The organism is Pyxidicoccus fallax (genome assembly GCF_012933655.1).
GTDB lineage: Bacteria > Myxococcota > Myxococcia > Myxococcales > Myxococcaceae > Myxococcus > Myxococcus fallax.
Window position 1 is genome coordinate 1 of record NZ_JABBJJ010000118.1, and the last position, 15,051, is coordinate 15,051.

The 15,051-nt window shown below is 71.3% G+C and carries 15 protein-coding genes; 7 read left to right on the forward strand and 8 right to left on the reverse strand.

Annotation, left to right across the window (positions count from 1 at the left end; translation table 11 throughout):
- A partial coding sequence (locus tag HG543_RS24515) for a CapA family protein (protein WP_169347271.1) occupies window positions 1–2,340 on the forward strand: 2,340 nt, incomplete at its 5' end.
- A 66-nt stretch (window positions 2,341–2,406) separates the two neighbouring features.
- Window positions 2,407–2,775, forward strand: coding sequence for a response regulator (locus HG543_RS24520; RefSeq protein ID WP_169347272.1), 369 nt, complete (start codon window positions 2,407–2,409; stop codon window positions 2,773–2,775).
- Here HG543_RS24520 and HG543_RS24525 read toward each other — a convergent pair.
- Complete coding sequence (locus HG543_RS24525) at window positions 2,714–3,682, reverse strand: LysR family transcriptional regulator (protein ID WP_169347273.1); 969 nt, start codon at window positions 3,680–3,682, stop codon at window positions 2,714–2,716. The genes HG543_RS24520 and HG543_RS24525 overlap by 62 nt on opposite strands.
- Window positions 3,683–3,887: 205 nt before the next feature.
- Between HG543_RS24525 and HG543_RS24530 the strand changes: the two genes are divergently transcribed.
- Window positions 3,888–4,988, forward strand: a complete 1,101-nt coding sequence (locus HG543_RS24530) for a PAS domain-containing sensor histidine kinase (protein ID WP_169347274.1) — start codon at window positions 3,888–3,890, stop codon at window positions 4,986–4,988.
- A 32-nt stretch (window positions 4,989–5,020) separates the two neighbouring features.
- Here the strand turns inward: HG543_RS24530 and HG543_RS24535 are convergent, their stop codons facing one another.
- Complete coding sequence (locus HG543_RS24535; RefSeq protein WP_169347275.1) at window positions 5,021–5,620, reverse strand: hypothetical protein; 600 nt, start codon at window positions 5,618–5,620, stop codon at window positions 5,021–5,023.
- Between the two features lie 124 nt (window positions 5,621–5,744).
- Window positions 5,745–7,217 carry a HAMP domain-containing sensor histidine kinase gene (locus tag HG543_RS24540; protein WP_169347276.1) on the reverse strand — a complete coding sequence of 491 codons (1,473 nt, stop codon included), beginning with the start codon at window positions 7,215–7,217 and terminating at the stop codon, window positions 5,745–5,747.
- 272 nt (window positions 7,218–7,489) lie between these two features.
- On the opposite strand from HG543_RS24540, the gene HG543_RS24545 reads away from it, so the two are divergent.
- A complete protein-coding gene (locus HG543_RS24545) occupies window positions 7,490–7,873 on the forward strand; it encodes a serine/threonine protein kinase (protein WP_169347277.1) in 384 nt (127 codons plus the stop codon).
- Here the strand turns inward: HG543_RS24545 and HG543_RS24550 are convergent.
- The 4 genes from HG543_RS24550 to HG543_RS24565 are packed head-to-tail and all read right to left on the reverse strand — an operon-like array spanning window position 7,863 to window position 10,883.
- The gene (locus tag HG543_RS24550) at window positions 7,863–8,945 is read right to left on the reverse strand and encodes a hypothetical protein (RefSeq protein WP_169347278.1); all 1,083 of its coding nucleotides are present in this window, start codon (window positions 8,943–8,945) and stop codon (window positions 7,863–7,865) included. The two genes, HG543_RS24545 and HG543_RS24550, sit on opposite strands and share 11 nt — an antisense overlap.
- The gene (locus tag HG543_RS24555; protein ID WP_169347279.1) at window positions 8,945–9,331 is read right to left on the reverse strand and encodes a hypothetical protein; all 387 of its coding nucleotides are present in this window, start codon (window positions 9,329–9,331) and stop codon (window positions 8,945–8,947) included. Before HG543_RS24555 ends, HG543_RS24550 begins: the two co-directional genes overlap by 1 nt.
- 2 nt (window positions 9,332–9,333) lie before the next feature.
- Window positions 9,334–9,987 (reverse strand): hypothetical protein, encoded by a 654-nt coding sequence (locus tag HG543_RS24560; RefSeq protein ID WP_169347280.1) that lies wholly within the window; start codon window positions 9,985–9,987, stop codon window positions 9,334–9,336.
- Window positions 9,984–10,883, reverse strand: coding sequence for a hypothetical protein (locus HG543_RS24565; RefSeq protein WP_169347281.1), 900 nt, complete (start codon window positions 10,881–10,883; stop codon window positions 9,984–9,986). The genes HG543_RS24560 and HG543_RS24565 overlap by 4 nt, the downstream gene beginning before the upstream one ends.
- A gap of 115 nt (window positions 10,884–10,998) precedes the next feature.
- Here HG543_RS24565 and HG543_RS24570 point away from each other — a divergent pair, with 115 nt between their 5' ends.
- From HG543_RS24570 to HG543_RS24580, 3 genes are all read left to right on the forward strand, one after another.
- On the forward strand, window positions 10,999–12,225 hold the full coding sequence (locus tag HG543_RS24570; RefSeq protein WP_343073424.1) for a glycosyltransferase family 4 protein: 1,227 nt from the start codon (window positions 10,999–11,001) through the stop codon (window positions 12,223–12,225).
- 340 nt (window positions 12,226–12,565) lie between these two features.
- On the forward strand, window positions 12,566–12,994 hold the full coding sequence (locus HG543_RS24575; RefSeq protein WP_169347283.1) for a hypothetical protein: 429 nt from the start codon (window positions 12,566–12,568) through the stop codon (window positions 12,992–12,994).
- A complete protein-coding gene (locus tag HG543_RS24580; protein WP_169347284.1) occupies window positions 12,991–13,551 on the forward strand; it encodes a hypothetical protein in 561 nt (186 codons plus the stop codon). Before HG543_RS24575 ends, HG543_RS24580 begins: the two co-directional genes overlap by 4 nt.
- A gap of 216 nt (window positions 13,552–13,767) precedes the next feature.
- Here the strand turns inward: HG543_RS24580 and HG543_RS24585 are convergent, their stop codons facing one another.
- On the reverse strand, window positions 13,768–14,961 hold the full coding sequence (locus HG543_RS24585; protein WP_169347285.1) for a glycosyltransferase: 1,194 nt from the start codon (window positions 14,959–14,961) through the stop codon (window positions 13,768–13,770).
- Between the last annotated feature and the right edge of the window lie 90 nt (window positions 14,962–15,051).

The window sequence follows — 15,051 nt, forward strand, 5'->3', positions numbered from 1 at the left end:
CCCATGGAGGACCCTGGCACGCCCCCGGCGCCCCAGCCCAATCCCAACCCGGGCCCGAATCCCAACCCGGCCCCGAATCCGAACCCCAATCCGAATCCGAATCCCGACCCGGGGCCGCAGCCCGACCCGGACCCCGAGCCCCAGCAGCCGGGCCCATCGGCCTGCGCGCCCGAGCCCACGGGTGACAGCGTCACGCTCCCTGCCGCCGAGCGCGAGGCCCGCCGCGCCTACGCGTGCACCGGCATCGCCGTGGAGGGTACCGTGCTCTCCACCTCCGGCGCCCCCGTGGCCAACGCCACGGTGCGCCTGGCCGGCGCCGAGCAGCGCACCGGCGCGGACGGGCGCTTCCGCTTCCCGGCGCTCCCCCGGCACAACGCGCTCCTCCAGGTGGAGGCCGAGGGCTTCCGTCCCGCGGTCATCGCCGTGGAGTTGCGTCGCGCCCTGTCCGAGAAGCAGGTGGGCCTGTCCCCCCTGCGGCTGACGCCCCAGGACGGCGGCGTGCGCATGCTCTTCAGCGGCGACGTGTCCCTGGGCCGGCGCTTCCTCGACCCGTCCGAGCAGACGCCCCGGGACCGCATCCCCAAGGACCACCCGGACGCGCTCATCCAGGCGTCGAATCCGCTGCCCGGCACGAAGGAGGTCTTCACCCACGTGCGGCCCTTCTTCCAGGCCGCCGAGTTCCGCGCGGTGAACCTGGAGACGCCGGTGACGGACCGGCCGGGCACGCCCCACGGCACCAAGGACTTCGCCTTCTTCACCCTGCCCGGCTCGCTGCCGGCGCTGCGCTGGCTCGGGGTGGACTACGTCAGCCTGGGCAACAACCACGTCTATGACTATCTCGCGCCGGGCCTGGACGACACGCTCCGCCACGTCACCGAGGTGGGGCTGAACCACAGCGGCGCGGGGCGCACCCCGGACGAGGCCTTCAAGCCGTGGCGCACCACGCTGGCGGGCGCGAACTACAGCTTCGTGTCCATGTGCTCCATCAGCGGCGACGAGCACGAGCACAGCTACGTCGCCAGCGCCACCCAGGGCGGCGCCGCGGACCTGCGCGACAGCGCGCGCGTGGCGGCGACGATTTCCGGCGAGCGCTCCGCGGGCCGGTTCCCTATCGCCATGCTGCACACCGGCATCGAGTACAGCGAGCGGCCCGCCAGCTTCTCCGAGCAGCAGATGCGCTACGTCGTGGACCAGGGCGCCCGGCTCGTCATCGCGCACCACCCGCACACCCCGCAGGGCTTCCAGCGCTACCGCGGCGTGCTGATTGCCCAATCGCTGGGGAACTTCACGTTCGACCAGGACCGCATGGAGACCATGGTGGGCCTGCTGACGGAGGTGGAGATGCGCGGCGAGACGATTTCCCGCGCGCGCGCCCTGCCCGTCTACATCGAGGACTACCGCCCCCGGCCCGTCGCGGGCGAGCTGGCGGAGCTCACCCTGCGCAACCTCGCGGAGCTGTCGCGCGAGGGCGACGTGGCGCTGGTGCCGCACCTGTCCTCGGGCGAGCTGCTGGCGGAGGGCGCCACCGCGGCCGTGTCCGAGCGCACGGTGGACGTGCCGGTGACGGTGGACGCGGGCGGCCGGGCGACGGTGGACCTGCGTCCCTACCGGCGCGAGGGTGAGTCCTTCGCGGTGGCCGAGCTGATGAACACCGGCGGCGGGCCCGCGCAGGCCACCCGGCTGCGCGCCGGGCGCGACGTGCTGCTCCACGGCGACTTCGAGGACCACGACGTGGACGGTGACGCCAACGAGGCCGTGCGCTGGGAGCTGGAGGATGGCGCGGGCTTCGTGTGCCAGGCCACGCCGCACCGGGGCGCCGCGGCGCTCTGCCAGACGCGCGGCTCGGGAGACCGGCGCGACGCGGTGGTGGACCTGCACAACCGGCTGCGGCTGCCGGGCTTCGCCGAGGGCAACCCGCGCCAGGACCTGACCCTGGTGGGCTGGCTGCGGGGCCAGGGCGCCGGCGCCTTCCGCGTGGTCGTCCAGTACCAACCCATCCAGTACTACAACGTGTTCGGCGAACAGGACGCCCTGCGTCACCCGGGCGGCACCTTCGACTGGACACAGGTGAGCACGGACCTGCGCTTCCCGCAGGGGCCCGCGCGGCCGGACCTCTACAACGCGCCCTGGGCGCTCCAGCTGGCCGTCCGCAGCGCGCCGCCCTCCAAGGGCCAGGGACTGACGGCCCTGGACGACCTGGCGGTGGTGGCCTGGGAGCGCAACGGAGAGGGGGCCACCCTGCGCCTGGACACGCCGCACGCGCGGGACTTCGTCCGGGTGGAGGCGGCGCCGGGCGGTTACACGCTGCGTGTCACCCTCCGGGAGCATCGCGTGCCCTGAGACATTCCCGAGACACTCCCGTGTATTCCCCCTTCCCATTCCCGCCGTTCCCTGGAGAATGGCGGGGTGAGCCCCGCATCAGCCCCCGTCCTGGTGGTGGACGACGACCCCGATATCCGTGAGGCCGTCCAGGACATCCTCTCGTTCGAGGGCTACTCCGTGGTGCAGGCCGACAACGGCCGCGAGGCGCTGGAGCTGTTGAACCGCCAGCCGCCGGTGCGCCCCTGCATCATCCTGCTGGACCTGATGATGCCCGTCATGGACGGGGAGGAGTTCGTCGGTCACCTGCAGAAGCAGGCCGAGCTGGCCGCACTGCCCGTCATCCTCGTCACCGCCAGCGGGCGGGGCACGTTCCCGGGCATCAAGGCCATCATCAAGAAGCCCTTCGAGATGGACGAGCTGCTGGCGGCCGTCGCGGCACACTGTCGTTCCTGAGCGCGTCGATGACCAGCTCCCGGAAGGCGCGGGAGCCCGCGTCCGCGTGCGTGCGGGTGTGCCAGATGAGCGCCATCGGCATGACGCCCGGGTCGGGGTCCAGCTTCAGCCGCTTCAGCGGCAGCATGGCGCACAGGGCCTCCGCCGTCCGCCCGGGCATCCCGGCCACGTAGTCCGAGCGGCTGGCGGCGACGCCCGCGGCGATGAACTGGGACACGGTGAGCGCGATGTTCCGCCGCAGGCCGTGCTCCTTCATGAACTGCTCGAAGAGGCGGTGGCCCACGCCGGGACGGCCCTGGGCGACGTGCAGGTCCACGTGCTGCACCTCGTTGAACAGCTCCTTCGTCAGCACCGTGCCACGCAGGCGCGGGTGGTCCTTCCGGGCGACGAAGGCCACCTCCTCCTGGTAGAGCGGCTCCGCGAAGTAGCCCTCGCGCGCGCCCACCTGCGTGGGCGCCAGGGCGGCGTCCACGTCACCGCTCGCCAGCCCGTCGTTCGCGACGATGTAGTCGATGCTCACCACGCGCAGCCGCGCCCGGGGCATGTGCCGGGAGAACGCCTCGACGATGAGCGGCATGTCGCAGAGGACCTGGTTGTCTCCGCAGGAAATCGTGAACTCGCGCGTGCTCTCCGCCGGGTCGAACTGCTGGCCGTCCACCGCCGCCTGGAGCTGCGCCACGGCGGAGGTGATGAGGGGCCGCAGCGCCTCGCACCGGGGCGTGGGCACCAGCCCCTTCCCGCTGCGCACCAGGAGCGGGTCTCCCAGCACGTCCCGCAGCCGCGCCAGCGCGTTGCTCACCGCGGACTGGGTGACGTGGAGCTGCCGCGCCGCTCCCGTGGCGCTGCCTGTCTCCAGCACCGCGTGCAGCACGAGGAAGAGGTTCAGGTCCACGGCCGAGAGATTCATGGGAGTGATTCCATAGCGCATGAGCCATCACCGCGGCCAACGCCGAGGGGATGCGCCACTGTTCGACGGCCCGGGGAAGCACTCGGAGCCCTTCATCGCCAGCGGGTGCTGACTGCCTGCTGGCACACGCTCACAGCGTCCGGCGCTGAACGTCCGGTCCCGCGCGTGAGCGACGGGCTTGCGGCCGTGTTACGGCCGAGATGTGTTGCGCCCCCCTTTTCCACCCCTGCCCGCCGAGGACCTGGAGACCTACGCGCAGCGGCTGCGCGTGGTGGCGGACGCGGCGCCGGTGATGCTGGCGTACGTGGACGCGAGGGAGCGCTACCTCTTCGCCAACACGGCCTACGCCACATGGTTCGACCTGCCCCGCGAGGCGATGCTCGGCCGCACCGTGCGCGAGGTCGTCGGCGAGGCCGCCTACGAGCTGCTGCGCACCCCCATGCACGTGGCGCTCGCGGGCCAGCGCGTCCACTTCGAGCGGCCGGTGCCCTACCGCGGCGGCACCCGCACCATCAACGCCACCTATGTGCCCCACGTGCTGCCGGACGGCACCGTGGCGGGCTACGTCAGCACCATCCTCGACGTCACCGAGCGCCTGCGCGCCGAGAAGGAGCGCGAGCGCACCTCGCGCTTCCGTGAGCACTTCCTCGGCGTCGTCAGCCATGACCTGCGCAACCCGCTGAGCGCCATCCTCGCGGGCGCCAACGCGCTGCTGCACGCGGGCACACTGGACGAGCGCCAGGGCCGCATGGTGGCCCGCATCGCCCGGAGCGCCGCCGGCATGGAGCGCATGATTGGCGACCTGCTGGACTTCACCCGCGTGCGGCTGGGGGACGGCTTCCCCCTGGAGCCCGTGCCCACGCACCTGGACGCGCTCTGCCAGGAGGTCCTGGAAGAACTGGGAGTCGCCTGGCCCGCGCGCGAGCTGCGCAGTGGGCTGACACCGCTGCCCGCGGGACGCTGGGACCGTCATCGGCTCACCCAGGCGGTGTCCAACCTGCTCGGCAACGCGCTCCAGCACAGCCCGGAGGGAACCCCGGTGACGGTGACCACGCGCGCCGAGGGGTCCTTCGCCGTGCTGGAGGTCCACAACGGCGGAGACCCCATCCCCGCCGAGCTGCAGCCCCACCTCTTCGAGCCCTTCCGGCGGGGTGCCCACTCCCCGGGACGGCGCGGGCTGGGCCTGGGGCTCTACATCGCGCACGAAATCGTCCGCGCGCACGGAGGCACCCTGGAGGTGCAGTCCTCCGCGGAAGAGGGCACGACGTTCACCATGCGCCTGCCGCCGCAGCCTCCCGCGAGGTAGTCCACGTCAGGGCACGGCGGCCCCCAGGGGCCTCACGAGCGCGGCGCGCCCGTGAGCATCGCCGTCACCTGCGGGTCCAGCTTGAAGGACTCGAAGAAGCCGTCCGCGTCGTGGGGGGGCTTGCCATCCGGGTGCAGCAGCAGCTGCTGGTACAGGCGTGGCCCCACCAGGAAGAAGCGGCCGCGCAGCTTGCGCGGGCCGGACAGGCCCTCCACCTCCCAGCCGGGGAAGCCGTCCAGCGTCAGCGGGCGCGAGGCCAGCCCCGTGGCGCCCAGGGCCTCCAGGGCCCCGTGGCTGGCGCGGGCCACCACGTCCCGCGGGTCCGCATGGGACACCGAGGCCGGAGGGAAGTCCGTGTAGGAGACGTAGTACGCCGTGTCCGCTTCCGGGCGGACGGCGATGAAGGTGTGGAGTGTCACCTCGCCGACCTCGGTGGCCTGCGAGCGACGCTCCTCGCTCACCGGCGCCGGAATCGCGACGGAGAAGCCCCCCTCCGTGGACTGCATGACAGTCGTCGCCGTCCGGGCGGACGTGGACGCGGGGGCGGTGTCGGCCGCCGCCTGCTGACGGGATGCACAGGCCCCCAGGGCCAGCAGGGCCGTGAGCGGCGCGACTCGGCGCAGAATCTTCATATTCCGGCAAACTCCCATGGTGTGGCCCGGAAGGTACGTCCAGGGCCGCCTGTGCGCATCCTGCCTCCAGGGGCCGACTCGCGGCAGGCAACGCTTCGAGACTTCCCACCCGGGAGCCCCAGCCTCAGTGCAGCGTCCCGGAAGGCGTCATCGGGCCGGACGCGCCGGGGAGCTCCTCGGGAGGCCGTGCCTCCAGCGAGGCGAGCGGAAGGTGGACGCGGAAGGTGGAGCCCACGCCGGGCCGGCTGTCCACCTCGATGTGGCCCCCATGGGCCTCGACGATGCGGCGGGCCACCGACAGCCCCAGGCCCACGCCCGGGGCGCGCTGGCGGGCGTTGCCAGTGCGTTGGAAGGGCGCGAAGAGCAGGCGCATCTCCGCCTCGGAGATGCCGATGCCCTGGTCCGCCACGGACAGCAGCACCTCGCCGGCCTCGCGGCGCACGGCCACATCCACGCGGCTGCCCGCGGGTGAGTACTTCAGCGCGTTGCTGACCAGGTTGTGCAGCACCTGCTCCACCCGGGCCGGGTCCGCGTGCACCAGCACGGGCGCGTCCGGCAGCGAGAGCTGGAGGACGTGGCCGCTGTCTCCGGAGCGGTAGAGTTCCATCACCTCGCTGGCCAGCTCCCGGGCGTCGCGCACCTCGGGCCGCAGCTCCAGCTTGCCGGCCTCGATGCGGGTGGCGTCGAGCAGGTCCCCCACCATCCGGTCCAACCGCTCCACCTGCCGGTTCACCAGCGCCAGGGTGCGCTCCATGCGCTCGGGGGTGAGCGGCACGCGGCCCCGGCCCGTCAGCGCCGTGGACAACTTGAGGGCGGACAGCGGGTTGCGCAGCTCGTGGGCCACGCCAGCGAGGAAGGCGAGCTGCTGCTCCTGCTGGTGGGCCAGGCTGTTGGCCATCTCGTTGAAGGTGCGCGCCATGTCGCGCAGCTCGGTGGGCCCGGACTCGGGCGCTCGGGCGCGCTTGCGGCCGGAGCCGAAGCGGCGCATGGCCTCGCTGATGTCGCCCAGCGGCTGCAGGGCGATGCGCCGCAGCAGCACGAAGACGACCCCCGCTCCCACCAGCAGCAGCGCGCCGAGCGAGAAGCCCACGATGTCCGCCATGCGGTTGGAGCGCACCGCCTGCGCGCGCGCGGCCTGGGCCTCGGCCACGTTGATTTCGATGACCTGCTCCAGTCCGTTCAGCGCGGCGTCGAGCGACGGCACCAGCCCGGAGGCCCCGACACGTGCCAGCTCCCGCTGGCGGGCGAGGTAGAGGTCGATGTCCCGGGAGACCTCTTCCAGCAGCGCGCGCTCGGCCTCGGTCGCGGCGATGTCCCGCAGCTCGACGAGCTGGGGACGCAGGGTGTCCTCCAGCTCTTCCCTGGAGGCGCGCCCCGTGCCCATGGGCACCGAGGGAAGCCCCTCCCGGATGAGCCGCTCATGGGAGAGCAGCCCGACCTCCACCTCCTCGGCGAGCCGGACGCCCTCCACGGAGTTGCGCAGCGTATGGGTGGAACGGTCCAGCACGCTCGTCAGCACGACGAGCGAGATGGCGGCCGCCAGCGTGAGGAAGGCCAGCAGGCCGATGGCCGCGGCGAGCCAGGCGCGCAGACTCATGCGGCCTCCCGTCCAGCACGCACACGGGTGCCGCTCGTCACCGGGCCCTCGGCGGGAACTCTCACGCGCGCGCCTCCCGGAAGTCTGGGCATGGGTGGACGGCGCCCCCTTCCTGACTGGAGGAACAAGCACGCCGCGAGGGGGATTCGCGCACTGGACAGCAGGCAGGCACGAGAAGAGTCTCCCTGCACGCCACCAGCGCCGATGGACTCCGGGCGTGCTAGGAGGGTTGCCCGTGGCAGGCCGAGCGCCAGGCCACGTGCGAGGTCTCCATGGACATACTCTCCCAGCCGGTACGCACCCTGAAATTCGATGGCTTCTGGCGCTGGCTCCAGGAACACACGCACTGCATCCTGCGCTGTGGCTCCATGGACGCGATGCTCTACGACCATGACGACTTCCACTGGGCCCTCCTGGAGGAGGAGCGTCAGTTCATCGTCCAGGTGCTCAAGGGCAAGGTGCTGGTGGGTGAGCTGGTGATGGCCGGCCGCGACGTGCGCGAAGTGAATGTGGCGCCCGACCCGGACACCGGCGCCCAGGGCCATTTCCTGGTGGAGCTGATGGGCGGTCCCAAGGAGGACCCGCAGGTGCTCTACCACTTCGTCATGGCGCACGGCATCGACCCGGCGCCGGGGCACAAGGACCTCAAGCACTGAGCAGCAGGCGCTCGATGCGCGCCACCGCGTCCCGCGTCCCGCTGACGTACGGCCCGGGGCCCCGGCCCGGGCGCGCGAGGGCGAGCTGGACGGCGCGCTCCACCCACGCCTCCACGGAGTCGGCCCGCTCCTCCGCGCGAAGCCGGAGCGCCTGCCGGTCATAGAGCCGGGCACGCGCCAGGGCCATCAGAGGTGTGCCCGTCGCTCGCGCCTCGTGCACCGTGTTGTAGCCGCCCGCGCCCACGAGGACGTCCACGCCGGGAAGCACGGCCAGCGCGGGCCACACGGTGGCGAGGAGTGCATCGGAAGGATGCGGCGGCGCGGGCAGGGCTGTCGCTCGCACGGACCGCGAGGGCAGCCCCTCGTCGGACGCCGGGGCTCGTGGCTCCCGCGCGCCAGGTGGCACCAGCCACCGCACCACGGCCGAGCCCTCCAGCCGAGACTGGAGCCGCGCGGCGATGTCCCCCGCCTCCTCCACCTCCGCCGGGGTGCCGCACCCCATCACCGCCACCACGGGCCGCGCCTCCTCCGCCGCGACGCCCAGGCGCCCGCGGGCCTCGGCGCGCGACAGCAACTCGCCCTCCTCCAGCAGCAGCCACGGCGCGGTCCTCACGGCGCGGGGGTGCCCGGCGAAGGGCGCGTCCTCTCCCGGGACGAGCAGCAGGTCGAACGCGTCCACCGCGCGCGCCACGTCGAACCGCTCCACGTAGGCGGGGTTGAGGTCGCGGTGGATGAGCACCTTCCGCGCGCGCAAGCCGGGCAGCAGCGGCGCCAGCTCGCCGCCCAGTCCTCGGGGAAAGGTGTCCACGACGAAGACGTCCGGGCGCTCGGCGTCGAGCCACCGCGCCACGGCCTCACGGACGCCCTGCTTGTCCAGCGTCGCGCCCGGGCGCCACACCGTGACGCCGGGCCCCAGCACCGCGTCCAGCGGCAGCCCCGGGGCGAACGGGCTGTTCGTCAGCAGCGTGACGGCATGGCCCCGGCGCGCGGCCAGCCGGGCGAGCGCGCAGGCGCGGGTGAGGTGCCCCATCCCACCGCCGAGCGCGTAGACGAGCCAGCGAAGGGCGGCCATCAGCTCCCGCCCAGGTCCTCCTCGAAGGAGGCATCGTCCTCGTTGCGCAGGCTCTCCCCGTCCGCCTCGGTGAAGTCGTTCGGGTCCTTCGACGAGCCGCCACCCCAGGTGGAACCACCGTAGTAGCCGTAGTCGTCGTAGTAGTAGCTCGGGTCGTCCTCGGTGGGGCTGGAGTCCGAGTCGGAGTCCGCCCCCTCGTCACCTTCGTCGTCCTCCTCCTCTTCGGCGCACGTCATGCAGAGACTCTCGCCCTGCACGGAGGAGACGTGGTCCCTGCACAGAATCTTCCCGCAGCGGTCGCACGCCGCCTCCATGGGCTCGCCGCACGCGTGCGAGAAGAGGAAGCCGGTCGTCTCCTGACAGGGGGCTTCGGAAGGAGGGCTCATGGCTATCGGTCCATGGACTGGAGGACGAAGAGCAGCGCCACGCGCTGCGGGAGGTCCAGCCGCTCGAAGGCGAGACACGCGGCGGCATCGGCGCGCACCAGCGACTTCGTGGCCAGCAGCGTGCGCCCGCCCGCGTCGCGCAGGGACACCTTGCCCTCGCGCACCTTCACGCGGGCCACCGCCGTCCCCGAGGCATCCTGGATGTCGGCGCCCTCGTCGTCCGGGGACACGGAGTAGAGCAGCGCGCCCTTCGCGTCGTTGAGCCGCCAGCCGGGGCCCTGGCGCGCGAGGGTGAAGAGAATCTGCCGCTGCTCGGCGTCGCGCAGGGTGAGCGCGCCGCCCGCGGAGCCGACGACGTAGCCGAGCACGGCGTCATCCGGGCCGGACACCTTGAGCGCGGTGCCCTTCCACTTGTAGCGCGCCAGCTCCTTGTCCTCGCCGTCCACCAGCTTCGCGCCGTCCTCCTTCTGCTTGAGGGAGAAGCGCTCGCGGTCGTCGGCGTCCTTGAACTTGAGCTTGTCGGAGGCACTGGCCTCCTCTCTGGCGGCGGCCTGCTGCTGGGAGCCAGGCGCCGGAGCGTCGGAGCCACCGGGCTTGGAGCAGCCGGCGGCGCCCAGGAGCACCACCAGCGAGACGAAGAGGAAACGGCGCATCATGGGGAGACCTTCGCCGGCAACTGCTTGCGCAGGCCGGTGGAGTAGTTGAGCACCTGGTACAGGCTCAGCAGGGACATCATGGTGGTCCGGAGACCATCACAGAAGGGCGACTTCACGTCCTCCCGCAGAGTCCAGTCGTGCGGCATCCTGGCACGCAGGGCGAGCCGGTCCTCCGCTACATCCAGCCGCGCGAGCGACGCGCCCTTGGGCAGCCGCACCGCCTTGCGCGCCTGCTCCTGGAGTCCAGCGAGCTGGGGGTGGCGCTCGGGCTTCACCCGGAGCTGGACGTGGAGGAGCGACACGCCCTTCTGCTTGCGCTTCGTCTTGTACTTGCCCCGGGGATTGCGCCGCGTGCGGCTCCGCGTCTGGACCCGGTCCTCCATGCCGAGCCGCAGGAGCGTGCCGTCCAGCAACCGCACCTGGAACGAGAGCCACCGCTGGACGAAGGACTGCGTCTTCCAGTCCCTCACCATGCCCTGGTCCTTCAGGTGGCGGGGGTCGCTGGCGGGATGGAAGTCCACCTCCACCGTCACGGGCTCGTCCGGCGCGATGTCCTTGCGCAGCTGCTGGAGGATGCGGGCCACCAGCTCGTAGCGCCGGTTCTCCAGGTCCAGCTTCTGGTACCGCGAGGCGACGAGGCTGCATACGAGCAGGGACAGCAGCGCCAATGGGATGAGGCCGAACCCCGCGACGCCCACGACGGGGATGAACGCGAGGATGAAGCCCGCCAGCGCGAGGTAGCCGCTGATGCGCTTGCCCTTGCTCCACGCGGCGAGCTTCCGGTCCAGCTCCGCGTCGATGCCGCGAATCGTGTCGAGGTCCGCCATCAGCCCCCGGACCGGAGCGGTGGCGCGGTAGACCCGCTCGAGGCGGAGCTGATGAAAGTCGATGGCCACGGTGGGAGGCTCCCCCTCGGAGCGACGGAAGAGGAGTGAGCGTACGAGCGCGCCGCCGGGAGGGTCAAACGCCCTCGTTTGCCGGCCGGGGGCCGGGCGGGGTAGCAACAGGGACGTGTCCTCCCCTGCCCCGTCCGGCACCGGCATCATCTACGCATCGTTCGACCGCTTCCCCGCGCCCAAGGGGGCGGCGGTGCACATCCGGGCCTTCGTGGAGGCGCTGGGGGCGGCGTTCGGTGGCGTGGACCTGCTGGCCCTCCGGGACGGCAGTACCGTGGGCGCGGGTCCCATCGCACTCGCGGACGGGGTGACGTACCACCCGCTGGAGGCGCGGGGGCGGGACCTGGTGGAGCAGGCGCTGTCGTTCCGCTCGCACCTGGGGGCGTGGTGGCGGGACAGGCCGAGGGCGGCGGTGGTGCACGTGCGCTCCATCTTCGAGGGCTACCCGGTGGCCCGGCGCAAGGAGTCGCTGACGGACGCGCTGGTGTACGAGGTGAACGGGCTGCCCTCCATCGAGCTGAAGTACCACCACCCGGACGTGGCGGAGGACGCGGAGCTGCTGCGCAAGCTGGTGGCGCAGGAGGACCTGTGCCTGTCACGCGCGGACCTGCTGGTGACGCCGAGCGAGGTGACGGCGGAGTACCTGGTGAAGCGCGGTGTGGCCCCGGACCGCGTACGGGTGATTCCGAACGGAGTGGACCTGGACGTGTTCCGCTACGCGCCACCGCGAGCGCCGGAGCCGGGACGTCCGGTGCGCCTGCTGTACAGCGGGACGATGACGTCATGGCAGGGCGTGCACCACGCGATTGAAGCGTGCCGACTGCTGCGCGGGGAACTGCCCGTGGTGCTGACGCTGGTGGGCCCGCTGCGGAGGAACGGGCGGCGCGCGTTGATGGACCGGTGCGGGGACCTGCTGCTGGAGGGCGCGGTGGAGATTCTGGAGCCACTGCCCCAGGCGGAGCTGGCGAAGCTGCATCACCAGTGCGACGTGGTGCTGGTGCCGCTGCCGGTGAACGACCGCAACTGCGTGCAGGGCTGCTGCCCGCTGAAGCTGCTGGAGGCCATGGCCACGGGCACACCGGTGGTGGCGAGCAACCTCCCCGTGGTGCGCACGCTGGCCGGGCCGGACGAGGTGATGCTGATACGGCCGGGCTCGGCGAAGGCCATCGCCGAGGCGGTGAAGGCGCTGCGCGCGGACGCGACGCTGGGGCCTGCGATGAGCGCGAGGGCCCGGGCGCGAGTGGAGCGGGACTTCCCGTGGGGCCGCGCGCGGGAGGCACTGGTGCGCGCGTATGAGGAAAGCTTCGGAATGACGAAGTCGGCTCGCCCGAGAGATGATTGACCCTCCGACAACGCCCATGCTGCACTGACTCTTCATGGGATATCTGCGTCACGTTCCTTTGGGTGCTCTCCTGGCCACCTCGTGCGCAGCGCCGACTCCGAATCCAGATGTGATTCGGCCCGCTCCGGGGCAGACCCTGACGAGTATTCCAGGGCCCATGTCTGACTTTGGCCCCTTCACCAGCATCTCAGCTGCCCTTCTTGCTGCCTGCCCGGTCATCATGCGACAGCCACGAGCGATGGTCCCCGTACCGAGCAGCCATCAAGACTTCAGTCTGTACTGGAGGACAGCGACTGAATATTGAGCATGGCTGTACTCGACCAACGGCGAGCAGATCGAGATGAGCCTGCTGACAACGAGTCCCGTCCAGGATGTCCCCTCCATGCGGAGATGTGACCTGCCGGCTCATGTCGCGGACAAGCGCAATCCACGGACCTCCCTCGCCTACCTCGCGATGCTCCACAATCACGCTGGAGGCGAGAGCATTTCGACACCGGACCTCCATGCCATTGCTGGAATGGCCCGGCTCCATGGCCCCACCACGACGTTTCAGGGGAAGCAGGTCTCCATCAGCATCGCCGCGTTCTTCGGCCGGGAAATCGATGGCAAGCCTGAGTGCGCGGGCTTCTACCATTATGCACCTGCCCGGAGTGATGAGGTCTTCCAATACAGGGTCGACTCCGGGCGCCTGACGAGGAGGGTGGTCGCGCGTGTTGTCTGGTCAGATGACCAGACTCCGAAGATTCTCCCCATCAGGGGGCAACCATGAAGGTCAGAAGCCTCGCGCTGCTATTCATCCTCGCGTCCCTGGGCTGCCGTCGCCACCAGGGCTGGCTTGAGCTCCAGGACCCGAGCATCAGGATGCCGAGCTACGAAACCATCATGGCTGGCTCGCCCATTGATGGCCTTACGCTTCGAGCGCTCCAGGTCGCTGCCGAGGACTTCTTCCCTTCCCAAGGCGCTCCACGCGCGTGCATCGACACTCGCGAGGCACATCGGTTCTACGCCGTCCGGAGCGGTGAAGTCATCTATGTGGCCATCCTGCAGGACCCCGCCCACTGCGGCCGTGCATACCCATCCTTGGATGCCGGGGCGAGGTATGCCATCAGCGTGGACGGCCGCATCCTGCGCCGGCTCCTTGCTGGGGAACCCGAGCTGGCCGTAGGGCAGGACACTTCCAAGGAAGATGGCCCCGAGCCCTCCGCGCTGGATGCGGATGGAGGAACCGAGCCAATCGACGTGAGCATTCCTCAGGCGGGACCGGTCCACTTCCCCGGACTTGCCGACGCGGGCACTCCTTCACCCGATGCAGGAGCCCCCAGGTAGACGGGAGCCTGGCGTGAGGTACGCATGGCAGGTGCTGCCTTCGGTCTCACCCTGCTCGGTGAGGAAGAACCGAGGCAGGCGCACTTCCCGCGCTATGCGGGGAACGCCCGCACCGGGCAGTCGCTCCGCTGAGCGGCCCTGGAGACCGACGTCAACGATGCCTTTCTGCGTTGCCGCCGGGCGGGAACCGACACCGGTCCGGTCAGAATCCACCGCCTACGAGGAGCCCTTCGGGATGGCACGGGCCAGAACGCGCCGGAGCACCTCCGCTTCCGCCGTGGCCTGGAACCGCTCCTCGATGCGCCGCCGCGCGGCGGTGCCGAGCGCGATGCGGTGCTCGGGCGGGAGCGAGAGCACGTCGAGGCATGCCTGCCCCAGATGGTTGAGCAGGGCCTTCGGCACGATGAAGCCGTTGTGCCCATGGTCCACGGCCTCGGGGATGCCACCCGCATCGCTGGCGATGACCGGCCGCGCGCAGGCCATGGCCTCCAGCAGGGCATTGGGCATTCCCTCCCACAGCGAGGGCTGCAGGTAGATATCGCAGACGCGCACGTGCGCGGCGATGGCCTCGGGCGTGTCGAGCGGGCCGGAGATGACGATGCGCGCCGCGTCCTCGGGGTGCTCCGCGCGGAAGGCAACGAGGTGCTCGGCGTCACGCGCGCGCACCTCGCCGATGATGAGCAGACACGCGGGCCGCGAGCGCCGCACGTCCGAGAGCGCGGACAGGAGGAACGGCAGCCCCTTCTTGTGGCGCAGCTCCCCCGAGAAGCCGAGGACGACCTCCTCCGGAGCGATGCCCAGCCGCGCGCGGAGCGCCGGGTCCGCGGGGCCCGGAGAGAAGACCTCCGTATCCACGGCGTTGGGAATCACCTCCACGCCCGGGTCCCTCCCCAGCAGCATGCTCATCTTCCGCCCGAGGTCCGCCGACGCGGCGGTGAGCACGTCCGCGCGCTGGAGCGTCCACAAGAGCCGCGCGAAGTCCCCGGGAGGGAACATGAGCTGGTCCACGTCGTTGCCACGCGCGCTCACGGTGGAAGCAATGCCCACCGACTCCGCGAACACGACCGCGAGGAACCCGGGCGGCGACAGGTAGTGCCCCCACACGAGGTCATACCGCCGCTTCGCATGCAGGTACCCGAGCACGTCCAGCGTGTGCTGCATGGACAAGTCCGTGCTCCCGAACAGCCCCAGCCGGTGCAGCGTGACGCCTCGGGCGAAGGGGGTCACCGTCCCCGCGTCGTCCACCGTCTGCAGGGAGCCCGGGGCGGCGGCCCGGGTCCACGCGAGCACGTCCACCTGGGCGCCCAGCTTCACCAGCGCGCCCGCCGTCCGCGCGCCACTGCGGGCCAGGCCGCCGATGTCCGGGGGAAAGCGCTCGGCGATGAGGAGGACGTGGGGTTGGGAAGCCATGGGCCCCTGAACCTACCTTGTCGCACGCGGAGCCAGCCCGTGACTTTCCGTGAATAAGCGCGCGCCACGTCCGTCCAGGGCATCGGCGGA

Excerpts from the sequence above, each read along its gene's own strand:
- HG543_RS24535 (WP_169347275.1), bottom strand. The coding sequence starts at position 5,620 with ATGAAGATTCTGCGCCGAGTCGCGCCGCTCACGGCCCTGCTGGCCCTG.
- HG543_RS24560 (WP_169347280.1), bottom strand. The coding sequence starts at position 9,987 with ATGATGCGCCGTTTCCTCTTCGTCTCGCTGGTGGTGCTCCTGGGCGCC.
- HG543_RS24550 (WP_169347278.1), bottom strand. The coding sequence starts at position 8,945 with ATGGCCGCCCTTCGCTGGCTCGTCTACGCGCTCGGCGGTGGGATGGGG.
- HG543_RS24555 (WP_169347279.1), bottom strand. The coding sequence starts at position 9,331 with ATGAGCCCTCCTTCCGAAGCCCCCTGTCAGGAGACGACCGGCTTCCTC.
- HG543_RS24580 (WP_169347284.1), top strand. The coding sequence starts at position 12,991 with ATGAAGGTCAGAAGCCTCGCGCTGCTATTCATCCTCGCGTCCCTGGGC.
- HG543_RS24525 (WP_169347273.1), bottom strand. The coding sequence starts at position 3,682 with ATGAATCTCTCGGCCGTGGACCTGAACCTCTTCCTCGTGCTGCACGCG.
- HG543_RS24575 (WP_169347283.1), top strand. The coding sequence starts at position 12,566 with ATGAGCCTGCTGACAACGAGTCCCGTCCAGGATGTCCCCTCCATGCGG.
- HG543_RS24540 (WP_169347276.1), bottom strand. The coding sequence starts at position 7,217 with ATGAGTCTGCGCGCCTGGCTCGCCGCGGCCATCGGCCTGCTGGCCTTC.
- HG543_RS24585 (WP_169347285.1), bottom strand. The coding sequence starts at position 14,961 with ATGGCTTCCCAACCCCACGTCCTCCTCATCGCCGAGCGCTTTCCCCCG.
- HG543_RS24545 (WP_169347277.1), top strand. The coding sequence starts at position 7,490 with ATGGACATACTCTCCCAGCCGGTACGCACCCTGAAATTCGATGGCTTC.